General features: G+C 37.2%; 9 protein-coding genes. All 9 read right to left on the reverse strand.

Annotated elements, in window-relative coordinates; genetic code table 11:
- Window positions 1-143 precede the first annotated feature (143 nt).
- The 9 genes from KDU71_RS09560 to KDU71_RS09600 all read right to left on the reverse strand — a co-directional run bounded on the left by KDU71_RS09560 (window position 144) and on the right by KDU71_RS09600 (window position 15,913).
- Window positions 144-1,472 (reverse strand): thioredoxin family protein, encoded by a 1,329-nt coding sequence (locus tag KDU71_RS09560; protein ID WP_212190115.1) that lies wholly within the window; start codon window positions 1,470-1,472, stop codon window positions 144-146.
- 31 nt (window positions 1,473-1,503) lie between these two features.
- On the reverse strand, window positions 1,504-2,847 hold the full coding sequence (locus KDU71_RS09565; RefSeq protein WP_212190119.1) for a thioredoxin family protein: 1,344 nt from the start codon (window positions 2,845-2,847) through the stop codon (window positions 1,504-1,506).
- 307 nt (window positions 2,848-3,154) lie between these two features.
- Window positions 3,155-5,905, reverse strand: coding sequence for a M16 family metallopeptidase (locus KDU71_RS09570; RefSeq protein WP_212190121.1), 2,751 nt, complete (start codon window positions 5,903-5,905; stop codon window positions 3,155-3,157).
- Window positions 5,906-6,195: 290 nt separating this feature from the next.
- On the reverse strand, window positions 6,196-7,671 hold the full coding sequence (locus tag KDU71_RS09575; protein WP_212190123.1) for a hypothetical protein: 1,476 nt from the start codon (window positions 7,669-7,671) through the stop codon (window positions 6,196-6,198).
- An 18-nt stretch (window positions 7,672-7,689) separates the two neighbouring features.
- Complete coding sequence (locus KDU71_RS09580) at window positions 7,690-8,781, reverse strand: hypothetical protein (RefSeq protein ID WP_212190125.1); 1,092 nt, start codon at window positions 8,779-8,781, stop codon at window positions 7,690-7,692.
- Between the two features lie 34 nt (window positions 8,782-8,815).
- A complete protein-coding gene (locus tag KDU71_RS09585) occupies window positions 8,816-10,270 on the reverse strand; it encodes a RagB/SusD family nutrient uptake outer membrane protein (protein ID WP_212190135.1) in 1,455 nt (484 codons plus the stop codon).
- 12 nt (window positions 10,271-10,282) lie between these two features.
- A complete protein-coding gene (locus KDU71_RS09590; RefSeq protein ID WP_212190145.1) occupies window positions 10,283-13,981 on the reverse strand; it encodes a SusC/RagA family TonB-linked outer membrane protein in 3,699 nt (1,232 codons plus the stop codon).
- Between the two features lie 86 nt (window positions 13,982-14,067).
- Window positions 14,068-15,270: a FecR family protein gene (locus KDU71_RS09595; RefSeq protein ID WP_212190147.1), complete on the reverse strand. Its 1,203-nt coding sequence runs from the start codon at window positions 15,268-15,270 to the stop codon at window positions 14,068-14,070.
- An 85-nt stretch (window positions 15,271-15,355) separates the two neighbouring features.
- Window positions 15,356-15,913, reverse strand: a complete 558-nt coding sequence (locus KDU71_RS09600; RefSeq protein ID WP_212190149.1) for an RNA polymerase sigma factor — start codon at window positions 15,911-15,913, stop codon at window positions 15,356-15,358.
- Window positions 15,914-16,188: the final 275 nt, after the last annotated feature.

The raw sequence follows: 16,188 nt of genomic DNA on the forward strand, positions 1-16,188 counted from the left end.
GAAAGACTTAAAAAAGCAACTGCAGGGTGACAAGTGCCAAAAAAAACGCTCCAGATTTATAATTAATCAGGGAGCGTTCTATCTTTATCTGTTACTGCTCCAATGGCAGTCAAATTCTGAAATATGATATAGCATTATAACAACTATTTTAGAACTATGCTTTTACCAGCTTTCATTAATTCTAAATCCATTTGCATTCCTTTTACTCGCTTGGTATCTTCCTTTTCAGCTATTTCGCAGGCCTGTTGTTTAATTTTAATGGCCTCTTCTTTATCATTTCCATATAAATACAGGATGTTGGCATAGGCACTCATCGTTCGGTAATCGCCTGGTATAATATAATAGGCCACCTTCATCCAACGCACAACATCTTCTTTGTCCTTTTCGCTTGTGACAAATTCGGCATAATCATTGACCATCATCGTTATCATCTGACTTTTTCGGACTGAAATTGGTCTTAAACTTTGTGCTTCCGGATCACCTTCAGCCTTCCGTTTTTGTACTTCCTGGTAAAAATTGCGTATTCTCTTCGCGTCAATTTCACTTATATAAGTTTCGATATTATCGCGTACCAACCGTTTGTAGTTTTCACCATCACCAATGCTCTTGTAATAATAGGTATATACTCTTTCACGTTGCTCCTCACCAACACTGGCACCTACATTAGCAGCTCTGTCAAACACCATCTCTAAGATTACAGTGTCTTTTTTAGCTACGGCATAATTGGTGGTATTCTCCACCATCTGGCGTGGTATTAATTGGTATATTTCACGAATATCTTTTCTGACATAGAGCTTCCAGGCATCCGATCCATAATTGCGTTGAATAATTTCATCGGCTTTACCATCAAATATGATCTGCTTATAATGATCAGCCAATAGTGTGACCATTTCCTTGCTCGATTCATCAATAGATGTTTGAATACTCAGATAATGTTCCAAAATATCCATGTAATCTGATGACTTTGATTCCTTTAGTTTACCCAGGTAGCTAAGTAAAAACTGTTCATTATCCTTTTCTTTCTCATAGCGTTCTGCCATACGGCCCACACTATTTTTATCTTGTGCATAAGCCACCGCCTTTTTCACTTCCTTCATAAACTCGTCTTTGGGCATAGCTGAAGAAAAGCGATATACAACAAAGTCATCACCATCGATAAAAACATATCCAGGTAAACCTGTAATGCCGTATTTTTCTTTGATAACGGGACCTTCACCTCGTTCAACATCAACTTTTAAAGCAACCAGATGTTCATCGAAATAGTTACCAACTTCTTCATCCTTAAATACTGTATTGGCCATTTTCTTGCATGGGCCACACCACACCGCGTATCCATCGATAAACAAAACCTTGTTTTCAGCCTTGGCTTTAGTTAAGGCCTGATTGAACGTTCCCTGTTCAAACTTGATACCCTGTGCTAAAACTGAAACAGAAAAGGCCACCAACACTATCGCGCTAATTATATATTTCATAATCTTATTGAATCTATTATACCAAATTAAACTATTCTCCTTTATCACTTTTCATCTTTTCAAGCTGGCGCTCTAACAGAGTTCGTTCTTTCTTTTTCTCAGGCAGCTTGCTTATAGCTAACTCCTTGTATTTAATGGCTTCGTTTCGCTTTCCTTGTTTATTCAATACATCAGATCGAAGATTATCCATCATATAGTCATCTGGCATGAACTGCTCTCCATAATCAATCCATTTATACAACTGCTTATAGTCTGACTTCTTACTTGTGCAATGTCTTAGATTTTGACGCACCATTTTATCAATTGTACGAATCAATTTAGTGGCTCCTACTCCCTTTTCGTACGCTTTAAGCCTTGAGTTACCAATTAAACTTGGTCGATACTTATTTTCTTTGTAATCGAGGTAAGCCGCCTCATCATCAGCCTTGATTTGTGCCAATGACTTAGAATTAATAAGGCTATCAAGATAAGCTTTCGACTGCTCTTTATAGGCTTTAAATTCTTTGTTCATTAACAAATAGTCTAACTCATAGCCTTTAATAGCCTCTGTATTCTTTGTAGCTTCTGGTAACTCTTTAAAATTAGTTATAAAAGCACGCATCATTTCAGGATCCTTTTCCTGATAGGCAAATGAACGGGTATTGGCGACAATACCACGCTTTAAGGCTTTTAAACTAGCCTCTTCGGCACGAGTGGCAATATCCATATACTCATCAAAGTTGGCGTATAAAATCTCTTCTGCTTTACCATCTACCATCAGGTACTTACTATGATTTAGTAAGAACTCCATCATATCTACATCATCCTCTTTAATTTCTGTTTGAATACTTAACCAGTCTTCAATAGCTTGAAAAGGACTTTCACGGTTTTCGAGCATCTTTTCGATGTAGATTTTCAAGAAGCGTTCATCCGTCTTTTTACTATCATACTGCTCTTTCAGTTCAGCAATAGTGTAGCCACTTTTTACTGCTTCTAAAGCATTTTTGCCCATTTGAATGACCCCTGCTATATCTTTAGCACCAACATTTTTATAGACCATTTCTCCATCACCTCTTAAAAAGATCATGGTTGGATAGGCATCCACACCATATTTTCGAGCCGCCTGAACGCCTTCCTTTTCTGCATTAACCTTAACATTAATGAATTGGTGATTGAAAGACTTGCCAACCTGCTCGTTTGTAAAAATCGTTCTTGCCATACTCTTACATGGCCCGCACCAATCTGTATATACATCAACGAATACCAGCTTATTCTCTTTACTGGCTTTTTGTAATGCTTCTTCAAGCGTTATGTGTTCAAAGTTAATTCCCTGACCATTGACTAACCCATATGACAGGGTTAACATTAAGACCAACAGAACTTCTAATTTCTTCATAAATTAAAATTTAATTAGTTATTGCAGCAGAAATGATTAAGTATTTCTTTTGTACTAATGACGCAGGATAATACTTCGGGAGTGACACAAGCCCAAAATAGTTGTGCTTATTGGGGGTAATCGTTACGCATGTTTTAGTTGATTGTGAGCAATTCGACATTACGTTTCTATAACGTTTGTCTCTTAAATCTCTGATTTACATACACACAACTAATAATAAAAAAAACACTACCTGCAGTAGTCTTGAATGCGTCCGGCTCGAATACTTACTACCTGTAGTGATATTTATAATTTATGTTTAGAAAACTCATTTTTCTTTTGGAAAGCGATCTAACTGATAGTATTTATCTGCTTGAATAATCCGTTTCATTGCGCTCCTAATATCATTGGACGTAATTGATTTAATTACCTTATGGATTTCATTTGGATTTACTAATCTTCCATAATTAAGATACCATTTTGGCCAAATGCTTTTAAAGTTGTCATCTTCATAAAATGACATTACATACATGCTTCTCAACATCGCTTTAATAATCTGAATTTCATCATCGGATATTTCACCACGACTCATAGGTAGCAACACTTCATTGTGCATAATAGTATGTGAGCGCTCAATGTTTTCGGGATCAATCAGGTACCTTAAACTTACCGATTGAAAATCAGTGGGAGACTTAACGGTGGTCATATTCCCTCCCGAAGCATAGATTAAACCATACTTTTCTCTTATTATCTCTCCAATCTTTAACAAGGCATGCTGTGAAATGGCTTGTACAATCAGTTCATCTTTTAGCGTTAATGGCTTGGCAGGAAAGTGATAAAACAAATAATCCACCTTCCCCGTTTTTGAATTCCACACAAATTCTTTTTTAACGGTCCCGTTTGGTACAATCAACTGATTGACTTGCTGCTTTGGCCTCAAAACTTTTTCTGAAATCAATGTCCCCAGGTATTTAGACGCCAGCTCTTCAATGTTTTTAGGCAAGTCTCCTTGTACTATAATTATCGAATTAGAAAGGTTACGCTTTATTAGTCGGTCATAGCTTAACAAACGTTCCCCCAACCCTTCAGTATTTAACGTATCGGGTTGAATAGCTAAATCCTGGATATCAAGATTCCTTTTATAGAGATCAAATTCCTTCTGGTTATCCAGAGTTCGTTTTGCAATCGACTCAAATTGTTTTAATACATCTTCATCATCTGGCGCCCTGTTATCAGTCATTATCAGGTAGAAAATCTGAAATATCTTCTCAATATCAGAAGGTAAACCATTCATTTCTATCTCATAACCATAATTATCAATTTCTGTTTTTTTAAGAATTTTCAGACCACGCTCCATTTGCCGTGCATCTTTAGCCGAATAGCTACTATACGAGTTATTGAATGATCGAATAGCACCCTTATAAAACAGTCGATCACCTTCAGAAATTAAATTTAGTCCATCCTTTCCTACTAATTTTAAGGTGACTTTTTCATCAGATGTTTGGTGCATAACCGCCTTTAATCCATTCTTATACAACACTGTAGATATATGTTCATTAACTCGTTCGGACTTTAAAACATCAGCCACATGCTCTATTCCTGTTTCTATGTGCACATCGCTGATTTCTTTTACTGTAGCAGTTGGTTCCTCAAATTGAAAGGGTATCGTTTCAATATCTGATAGATTTGCCAACTTATCTAAAATATATTGTTCATTGAATTGCGGAGTGCAGGCAGATGATGTACTATCAAACATGGCTGTATAGTGCATATTCAAAAGTTCATCAAGCATATTCGAAAAATCAGCCGGCTTTAACTCACTAACAACCTGCTGTGTTAATTCATACTTTGTTTTGCCGCATAAAGGTGTATTCCCTTCTAAGAAGTGCGATTGAATGCCAGTTAATGAAATTGTTTGGTCATTCATATATTTGGCAGATCTTGCCAAACTATTTTTTGCCTGATAAGCAATCTCCTCTTCCAGAAAACCATGCTGCTTGGCTTGAGCCAGTACGTTACAAAATGTATTAATCAGCTCGTCGTATTTAGTTTCTTTTCTATCCTGCAGTCTAAAGTTGAAAATTTCATTGCCTGGTACGATGCTTCCCATATTAGTCGATGGAGCTGCCATTGAATAATTTGAATGCTGTAACCTGAATTTGATGATATTGCTGAAGTAACTACGAATTAAATTTTGCTTAAATGTGGCATAGGTATCACTAGCAATTGGTGCTGTTTTAAACGCTATACCTATACGAGGTCGTGTATCTATCTGTGATGGTTTAAATTTACCGGTTACAATGGTTTCATTATTTATATTAACGTAGGAATTAGGTGTTCTATCAGTCGCGGCAGGTACCTTCTCAAAAATAGAACTTATGATCTTTTTCACTTTCCTACTATCTATTTTTCCATAAACAACCAGAGCTAGTTTACCAGGCACATAGTTATTTCTATAGTACTCCTTTAAACTATTCAAATCAACGGCAAGAATCCCTTCTTTGGTACCTAACACGTTGTGACCTTCAAGAATGGTTCCGTCCAATAACGAAGAGGCCGCTGTTCCTCCTCTATTAATTTCCTCAACAACAATTTTCTTCTCCAATTCAAATGCTTCCTCATCGAAGCTGAGATGAAACATCCAGTCTTTCAAAAGCAACAGGCTTCGTTTAAGATATTCGGTATCATCCTCTGGGATAGTCATAAAATACTGGACATTTGAGCCCACCGTATACCCATTATAATCTCTTGCCGGCCGCATACCCATCCTTCGCATTTCAAGCACTCCTTCTGCTCCTGGATAGTTTTCACTCCCATTAAACATTACATGCTCCAGCAAGTGTGCAAATCCATGCTCTTCAGGCTTTTCTACCAATGCTCCCTGCCCTGATAACATTACCACCTTTACTTTACCTGGTTCGCCTTCCGGTGCTAAATAATAGGTTAAACCATTGTCTAACTTTCCAATAGTTAAGTTTTTGGGCATTGGCAATTGTTGTGCAAATAAGTTTCCGGTAAGAAATACCAGCAATACCAATAGGGTCGCTTGTTTATAATTAAATTCTATGTAATATTTCATATGCAATTTTTTTTCTGTTGCCATATGGAACTCACCCGCAAAATAATTATCCTCGTGTATGAGACCTTCTTCTAATGGCTCGTTTCATACTACAACATTTTTTTATGACTTATCGATTTTGAATTATGTTATTTTCCCTTTGATAAATGACGCAGTATTAAAAAATGAGAGTGACAATTGATTAAGAAAAGTCATAGGCAAAATAAGAAATGAAATAGCTTCATAATCGTACATAAAAAATGGGGCTAATTATTTAGCCCCATTTAACAATCTTATATCACTAATACTATTTATTGATAGAAGAATGTATATGTTTCACTTTTACCTTTGTAGGAGTAACTACCACCTGTATATGTCTTAACAAACTTGGTGATATTACCACTTTCATCCGTCTCATAAGTATAAGCTGGTAATAGCAGGTAAGTGTAATCAGTAGCACCAACAGTTTTTGTATAGATATATTTGTGCCAAAGAATATCATTAAAAATGTTTAATCGTACTGAATTCGCAACAGCAAAAGGCGGGAAGCCTTCCATATACGTTGGCATAATGCTTGGAGCAAAATCTTCTCTGTGTTGTCTTCTATCTGGATTCGTCATGTATGTTTGACTTTGCCAGTATTCATTAAAAATCATTTCTCCGGCTAAAAATGGGTCTGTATAATTCACATCAGATATCATCGTACTTCCTTTAAAGAATGATGATACTGCACCGTCAACATAAACGAAATTACTCATCAACACATCTTTTTCGTACTCTCCGATGATATTTCCTTCGGTATCGAAATCAAAATCCTGTTCTTCAATGCTAGACACCTCCGTAGTACCTTCAACATAATTAAAGTATGTCCTTGTTTCGTCATCAAATATGCCGTCACTATCAAGACTTCTGTATGTCATGGTATCAACCATTCCTAACTCATTATAACTAAACAGAGTTTGGTAATTTGTTCCGGATGAGAATATATAATCCATAATATCCAACTCTCCGGTTAACTCATTGTAATGGAACTGAATTTTAATGATAATCCCAGACCTATTTTTATGTAAAATATGATCAGGACGTTTTACCTCATTCGTTTTATGAACATTCAATGTTGTTGTTGATGTCTGACCTGCTTCATCTTCAATAACGATGTAAACCGGATATTTGACACCTAATTCCATTTGTCCAAGCAGCACCATTTGCTTAAGCGGCATCTCATAAATAACAGTATCGTCATCTGCGGGATAATAGCTAAATTGCTCTGTATCGTTGTAAATGATTTTAACAGATTTAAGAGGGTTCAAGCCAGTGGATACAATCCCTTTAACAAAGCAAGCCGGCACTGCTACTGCCAAATCATTACCTCCAACAAGGTTTATTTCAGGAAAAGAAAACGGTTTAACATCAATTCTAATGCCCTGATTAAATGTACGTGAATCTTTATCAGAAACTTTAATGATATAGTTTAATACTGTATCCTTTTCAAAAGGAGTTAAGTCAACACGATAACTAAAATCAAACTTTTTCTTTCCATAATAGGTATCAATTTCCTCTAAAACCGAATAGTCGTTGGCGTTGATTAACTCAATAATTGACACTCCATTAGGCACATTCATCCTCATTGAGATATCATAATAATCAGCTGTATCGCGTCGTACCTCTACGCGCTGATCGGTCAATTCAAATCCTGGATCCGGAAAAGACGGATCTTCCTGGCATGCCTGAAATGTAATTAAACTGGCAATACCCACAAGAAATATACATAATAATTGTTTAGTCATAATTAAAATTTTTGAAGATTAAACCTCAGTAATTAACACTTCTATGTCAGGATTCAAGCTCATTAAATCAACTCCCCATCCAGAAACCAGGTTATATATTAAGCGGAGATTATCCTGTATATTTTCAGGAAACGCCTCAAATTCAGATGCATTGCGAAATAACAGCTCATTGATGTAGGAGCGTACGTCCTTTCCAACACCAGGAACAAAATCATAGGTTGGCTTAAATGCCTTATAGTGTTTTACCCAAACGCCATCGACACGCTCCCAAACAGTACCTAGGCCTGATGATGAATTGTAAAAATACTGGGCATCAATAAATCCTTTAGAATAAACCCAATCCTTATCAATAACAGACAGACTTGTTTCCTCATCAATTCCCATCTCTTCGCGATATATCGCATCCATCTCTTGCCCATAATAATCTAGTTTATTGGCATAAAACTCCTCCGGCACCAAGCTGTAAAGATTATTCATTTCCATCACCTTAGCCAGAAACACATAAAAATCATCGATGATAAAATCTTCTGTATTTTGGGTCACTTCATCCTGATTAACATTGATGACTATTGAATGAACATTGTAAACCATACTCAATGAACCATCAGTGTATCTTGAATATCTTGCTTCAGACTCGGTTAATGCATTAATATTAACTCGATCGTTGGCATAAACAGATGCACTTATTAATACTTTTTGGGGTAGTTTACTAGCAATCATGCTTCCCGGAGTAAAGAATTTAAAGATAGCCGTATCAACAAACGCAAGTGCATCATCTACATACTTATTGTAATCGGCCAGTCCTTCAGCATCCATATTTCCCTCTTCATCAACAAACAGACTGCTGATTTGAGGTATTTCTACCTGTCCCCACAAGCGGGCAGCATCATCTGTTTGAGCTACATAGGCAAAATCTAGTGTGTCATCATATTCATGTAATATACCAACATGGTAATCCTCGTAGATACGCTTGACAATAGGTCGTGATAAATCAACCTGCGAAGCTACACGATCAATATCCTTATATGAAGGTTGTAAGCTATCTTCGTCTTGCTCGCAAGCATAGATTAACCCAACCAATAAAATATATAATATCCAATTTTTCTTCATGATCAAATACTTATTTAATTATAGACAATCTACCTTAAGGGATTAATATCTCTTCATTAATCTCCGGTATTTTCTCGTATCGCTCATTATTCCTGATTAAAGGGTTATTTTCTCTTTCCTTTAATGGAATTGGGAGCGTGTAATTCAGGTCATCCGATAAAAGAGTATAGGTTTCAGTACCTAGCTTTATACCACTATTATCAACCAAAGTAAACACATGCTTAATTTCAGGGCGATTAGCCATCCGTCTCAAATCGAACCAACGGTGGTGATCTTCGAAACATAACTCTTTACGTCGTTCCTCTATTACAAAGGCAACTACTTCCTGTGCATCACTTGGATAAACTACTCCTGATGCATCAGAATAACGTGTTGCATGTAAAGTCTTAATATCGTTAATGGCATTGCCTGCATCCCCTTTTTGAGCATAGGCCTCAGCTCTGTTCAAATAGGCTTCTGCCACGCGTATATTTGCAAAGCCAAGCGTTGTATAATTATCTTTTTGATACTTTAGGGTTAAGTAGTTAACCTTACCAGTTCCATCATCAATGGCATCGAAAAACGCTTCTTTTCGTTTGTCTTCATTATCATATAGGTTAATCAACTCCATATTTGAATAATAAACAAACTCTTTTACCTTACCTGTTAAGTTGTCATACAACGAAAAGATTGGAGCAGCAGTGTAATACGAGTACAATATCTCATTATTTGACTCTGATACAAATGGCTGGTCAACTTTTATAGTTGATAGTCCATACTCATTTGTAACTTTATTTGCGTATTCAATACATTCATCCCATTTGTGCTGGTATAGTTTCACCCTTGACATTAATAAGTCGCAGGTAGCAACTGTTGGATGCCATACCGTTTTTGAAAGACCGCCTGCATCAATTAAACGTCTGGCCTCAGTAATATCTTTTTCGATTAAAGCATAACATTCTGCCACGCTATTTCGGTTATAAGTTTCTTCAACCCCGATATCGTTGCGTAAAGGTACACCCAAGTCAGATTGTGCAGATGATGAATTATATGGTACGCCATATAAGTTAACCAGATTGAAATACGACAAAGCTCTTACGAAATAGGCTTCACCTTTTACCTGATCGATTTCAGTCTGTTCGCCGATGGCTTCATCAATTTGTTCAATAACATAATTAGCAATGGCGATGTCCTCATACATTCTTTCCCATGACGAATTTACATAGCTCAACTCATTACCTTCTTCGTCAATCTCAATCTCCCTTTGCCAGGTATATGTTGTTTTTTGGCTAAGCTTTTCAGTTGTTAATCCTTTAGGATCTTCAACCAAATTATCTGTCATAAAATCAACCTGTTTGAAGATAGGATACTCGAAGCTAAATTCGTTTAACAATAGCGCCGAATAATGATCTGTTTTTTCAGGCACCAGTTTATCCTGATCGACTTCATCTAAAAAGTCACTACACCCCCAAAAAGGTAAAAGGATAAGTATATATAATATTTTTTTCATGATAACACTGTATTAGAAACTCATGTTTAAATTTAAACTATAGGTCGGTAGGTTGGGCATACCAATTCCGCTAACCTGCTCTGGATCTTGACCATTCAAATCCTTATCAAATGCCCATACGGCAATATTACTGGCCTGAACGCCCATCCTAAGGTGCTTAATACCTGTACCTTCAAGCCATTTGCGAGGCATAATATACGATAATGTAATGGTCTGCAAACGTATATGATCAGCATCCACAACACGGGCATCACTATAATCATACATCCTCCACAGATTACTACCTGGCGAAGCTATGTAACTGGTATTGGTAGCATATACATTATCATATCCATCGGCATCTGAGTTACTGGTCAACCTCATGTTGTAATCAGTAATCACAGGTATATTGGTAACATTTTCATCCCCTGCCTGGCGCCACCTATTATTAAATGCACTATTAATATTTTCATATGGCAATGGCAGGTTCTGATTTCCATTGTACAACGGTAACAGGCGCGTTTTATACCCTAGCTTATAAGTGAAGTTGGCAGAAAGACTAAGGTTTCCATATTTAATTTGTGTACCAAATCCACCATAATACAATGGCACCCGACTTCCTTCGTATACCAACATTGCTTCAAGCTGTTGTTCAGGTGTCATATTCTCTTCAACCAAATGTTTAAAGGTTGGCAGACCTTCTTCTGTCAGGCCATCAAACTGATAAGAGAAAAACCCATTTGTTGGAAATCCTTTTCGGTAAATGCTACCATTTAAATAGTCTTGTACAGTTAGGTTACTTTGTACGCCTTCCTCAAAACCTTCAAGTACGCGGTCCTTGTCGTATGAGAAGTTAAAATGGGTGCTCCAACCAAATTTATCTCTCTTGATATTTACAGTGCGAATGCTAAACTCGTAGCTGGTTACATCCTTGCTACCGGCATTGTATAACTGCGAAGAGCTACCATTAACCAAAGAAACTGGTCGACTTTGAATCAGATCATTGCTCTTGGAATAAGCATAATCAAATGCACCATTAATTCGCCCTTTGAGTAAGCTATAATTTAAACCGATATTAACTGTTTCTGTTTTTTCCCAACGTAAGTTGGCGTTTGGAAACTCTGACAAACTAGCGATGGTCTCTGGGTAATAAATAGAACTGTAGCGACCATAATTTGAAATAAGCAAATAAGGACTTGCATTAGGCATAGTTCCTCTTACCCCGTAAGAAGCACGTAAGGCCAACTCGTCAAACAGGTTATTGCCTCCCATAAAAGCCTCGTTATGAATATTCCAACGACCTGAAAATGACCATGTTGGCTTAAACTTATAGCGCTGATATTGTCCAAACGTATTAGAACCATCGCTACGAATATTAAAGTTAACAACATAGCGGTTGTCGTACACATAATTGAGAATACCAAAGAACGACATCGAATTTTTAACTCTATCCGTAATAGTTGGATAGACAGATACTCCACCTTGGTCTGTCAGCCAACTTATCATGGCATCATAGTCGTAGCTTTCGAAATCCATTCCTCCAATTGAAGAACTATATGAAGGGTGATCCAAAACAATAAAACCGCGACCCTGATAATGATTATATCCCGGCACTTGAAATCCGGTGGCCCCCCAATAGTTAGCCGAACGAGCTTCCTGCCCTAGGTTAACGTTAAACACATGCTTACCATTAATAACCTTATTGTAGTTTAACTGGTTCGTTATTGAATAAGTATCCTGACTTACCATTCCTCCTGAGTAAATTCCACCAAATGGGACTGTAGAGCCTTTATTCACGTCTTCTGCGATCATGTCCTCAAACGAATCATAAGTTCTCAATGCAGCAATGTAATAGGTATCTTCGTTAATCCATTCTTCGGTTAGGTTGGTTGTATTTCGATAACTAACCAATGATGTAAAACGGAAATTATTTAAGAACTTCCAACGTAACGAAGCTGATAATGCCAAATCCTTATTTGTAATATTCTTTTCTGAATTATCCATTTCATTAAGAATATTATAACGCCCATAAACATATCCATTAACGCCATTATACATCTGCTTATTCGTATAATAATAGTCGCCGTTTTCGTCATAAATCGGAATTGTTCGGCTGGTATAATAAGCTGTATTAAATGGGTTAATAGAGCTATGGTTATAAGTGGCTTTCTGAACCGAACCACTCATTTTAAATGACAATAAAATATTATCACGCAAGTCCAGGTCGAGATTAGAACGCGCTGTAATCCTATTTAAATCAACATTTTTCTCTGTCCCTTGCTGGTCGTCATAACCCAAAGAAAAATAGTATCGTGCATTTTTACTACCACCACTGGCATTTAATGAATGTTGCTGTTTAACAGCCGGACGGTATAACTCGCCAAACCAATCTGCATTTAAGCTTTCGAGGTAAGATACCTGATTTTGAAACTGTTCAAAATTATAAGTTCCATTCCAGTAGTTTGTTAAAGCACCTTCATAACCTAAATGGTCAATATTATTGTATGATGAACTAAAGCCAAGGTTTTGCTCATATATTTCACGCGATACATCAATACGTTCTTTAGAATTCATTAGGTTGAAGTCTGAATATTGAGGTGCACGTACCACACTCATTCCTCCTGAATAGCTTAGCGTAGGTTTTCCTTCTTTGCCTCGCTTGGTTGTAATTACAATCACACCATTGGCAGCGCGCGTACCGTAAATGGCGGTTGCCGATGCATCTTTTAGTACATCAATTTTGGCAATATCCTGTGGGTTGATACCTGTTAAGGCATTACCAATCAAGTTAATATTATCAAAACTATTAATCTCATCAGCTGATAGAGGAACCGGATCTTCATAGATGACTCCATCGATAACCCATAACGGACTTTGGTTTCCGGTAAAGGTACTTCCACCTCGGATACGTACTTTGGCAGCCGCTCCTGGTGTTGAACTCAGGTTAGTAATCATTAAACCAGTAGCCTTTCCTTCCAACATTTGGTCAACACTCAATGAACCAATCATATCAAGGTCTTCAGCTTCAATTGAGGCAATAGAGGATGTTAATTCTCTCTTGTCAATTACCTGATAACCAGTCACAACCACATCAGCCAACTCTTGCATTTCAGGTACCATCTGAACCTCAATGGAAGTGCGACCATTCAAAGCTACTTCCTGTTTCTCATAGCCAATAAATGAAAAGATCAATACTTCTACTGGCCGTGGCGAATTCATCTTAAATTGGCCATTCAAATCGGTGATGGTTCCTAATATACCATTCTTAACCAATACATTTACCCCTGGCAATGTTTCACTCGTTTCAGAATCGGTAACTGTTCCTTTGATAGTTACTGTCTCCTGTTGTACATCATTAGCGGCTTCTTCCCTGTTCTTAATAATTATTACATCGTCGACCATTGTATAGGTTAAGTTGGTATTGGCTAACACCTCCTTAAGTACGTCTTCTACAGTTACATTTGACTTGTTGATTGTAACCGTATTAAGCGCAGCCATCTTTTCCTGGTTAAAGAAGAAGCTATAATCACTTTGTTGCCTGATTTCTTCAAACAGCTTGGCAATACTAACGTCTTTCAGATTAATGCTCACTCGCTTATCCTGAGAAAAAGAACTTGCTGATACAGAAAGAACAGCACTAAATACCATAATAATGGATAACCTCATAATTAACCATAATTTTCTTAACTCACCGGGTGGCCGGAGAGCTGTTAATAGTTTCTTTTTTTTCATACTTTTGTAAATGCTAATAAATAATGTATTCTATTAAGGGTACGTTATATTCAGAGGGTGCGCCAACACCCTCTTTTTTTTCGTTATTATCGTGAAACGTATATTGTTTTATTGTCTTCTATCTCAATATGCACCGACATTTCTGCCTCAATAATATTAAGAATATTATTCATGTCTTTATAGCGAGGCAAATCACCTGTAAAGCGGATATCTTTAACGCTATCATCTGTAATAAATACGTCGACATCGTACCAACGAGCCACTTTAGTTAAGAATGATTCCAGAGGTTCATTATCAAACTTAAAGCGTCCTTCCTTCCAAGAGGTATACAGATAGGTTTCAACATCGTGCTTAAAAATGTTCTTTGTTTCTTTGTTCAGAACCGTTTGCTGGTTGGGTTCCAGGTATTCATGCATGGCTGTCTGTCCGTCGAGTAGCTGCTCAACCAAAACCTTCCCTTCCACCAGCGTGGTGATAATATTTAAATCTTCTGGATAGGCCGAAATATTAAATTCTGTCCCCAATACTTCAACCGACTGACCACTAGACTCAACAATAAAAGGTTTGTTTGCATTGTGTGCCACATCGAAATACGCTTCTCCCCTTAGCTGCACCCTTCTTTCTTTGCCTGTGAAAGGAACGTTGAATTTTAATTCACTGTCGGAGTTCAACCAAACCTGAGTGCCATCCGGTAACACCAATTGATACTCTCCACCTCGTGGAATTTTTAACGTGTTCATCATTGAAGGTAACTCTTTCTTTGCATCGGACTCTTGATACTCCAAAATACCTTCTTTATTATGAATCGACATGCTGCCTTCGTCAATGGATTCGCTTGCCAGTCCTTCCAAATCCACAACCTGACCACTATTTAGTATTAACTGAGCCTGAGATGAACCTGGACCGATAGAAGCCTCGACAACCGATTGGTATTGAGACTTGTATTCGTGTTTCTGAAATAATACAAACAGTGCAATGCCAATCACCAATACTGCAGCAATAGATGCCACTGCCTTATATACCTGCATACGTACTGATTTGCCCCGACGATACTCCTTATTCATCCGTTTTAGAAAAACTTCCCATTGCTCTGAAGCATCCACTCCATCAAAGGCCTGATTCCAATGGTCGAAAGCCTGCTCATCCAAAATATCTTTGGCAAGGATCCTGTTTTGAGCTGACTTTTCCCATTCAGACAGAGCCTCTTTTTGTTCTTTATTCAACGAATCAAGAACCTTACCGGCTAATAACTTAGCATTCTTGATTTGTACGTCTATTCCTTTTCTCATAATCTAAGTATCGACAAAATACAACTTGATTTCAAGTGAATGACGCAAATAAATGTTGTGGGGAGTGACAGGTATTCGAAGTTTTTTAAAAAAAATTGATAAACTGAGTAAGCAATATAATAATATACTCAGCACCAAGCCTTTCCTTTAGTGCTTTGTAGGCACGTTTTTTTACTGTTTTGATGGTATTAATGGTCACATCCAATTCGTCAGCAATTTCCTGATTACTGTATCCCTTTAGTGATAAGTGAACCACTTTAGATGCCTTGGGTGATAGTTCATTAATGGCTTCACGCAATAGCTGGTAAGTTTCTTCTCTTAAAATTTCGTTTAAAAACTCCTGGTCGCCAATTGTTAATCCTTCGTCAATGCTTGCATTTGTTTTATGCTTCTCTTTGCGTAGCTGACTGATGCAAGCATTTTTTACAAGCACGTACAGATAGGCACGTAAGGTGTTTTCATCGGTAAAGTCTTCATTGTCTTTTTGCCAAAGCTTTACAAAAGCCTCCTGTACAATATCTTTGGCCACATCGTCGTCTTTTAGAATACGGGCTGCCAACAGACACATGGAGGGAAACAGACGTTCAAAGATATCCTTAAATAACGAACTGTTATAGTCTATTTGTTTTCCAGCTAGCTTCATAATTTATGACAAACAACACAGCAGAATGCCCAATTTTCATCCTTAAATATTGGACCAAGATAAGGTATGCAATTAAAAAATCAGCAAGTTTATTGTCACTAATCGTATTTGTCAATGCAAATCTGCCATTAAACATTTTGTATTCTACAGTCTCACCAAGACCACTATACAGCTAATTATTAACGACTTATATCTTTGCAATTAATCAGTTTCAATTGTCCACGCACAAACGCAAATTTTCTTTAACTAAAATATCCCAAAACCAACCGATATAC

It is taken from the genome of Carboxylicivirga sediminis (assembly GCF_018156225.1).
In the GTDB taxonomy this organism is placed as follows: Bacteria; Bacteroidota; Bacteroidia; order Bacteroidales; family Marinilabiliaceae; genus Carboxylicivirga; species Carboxylicivirga sediminis.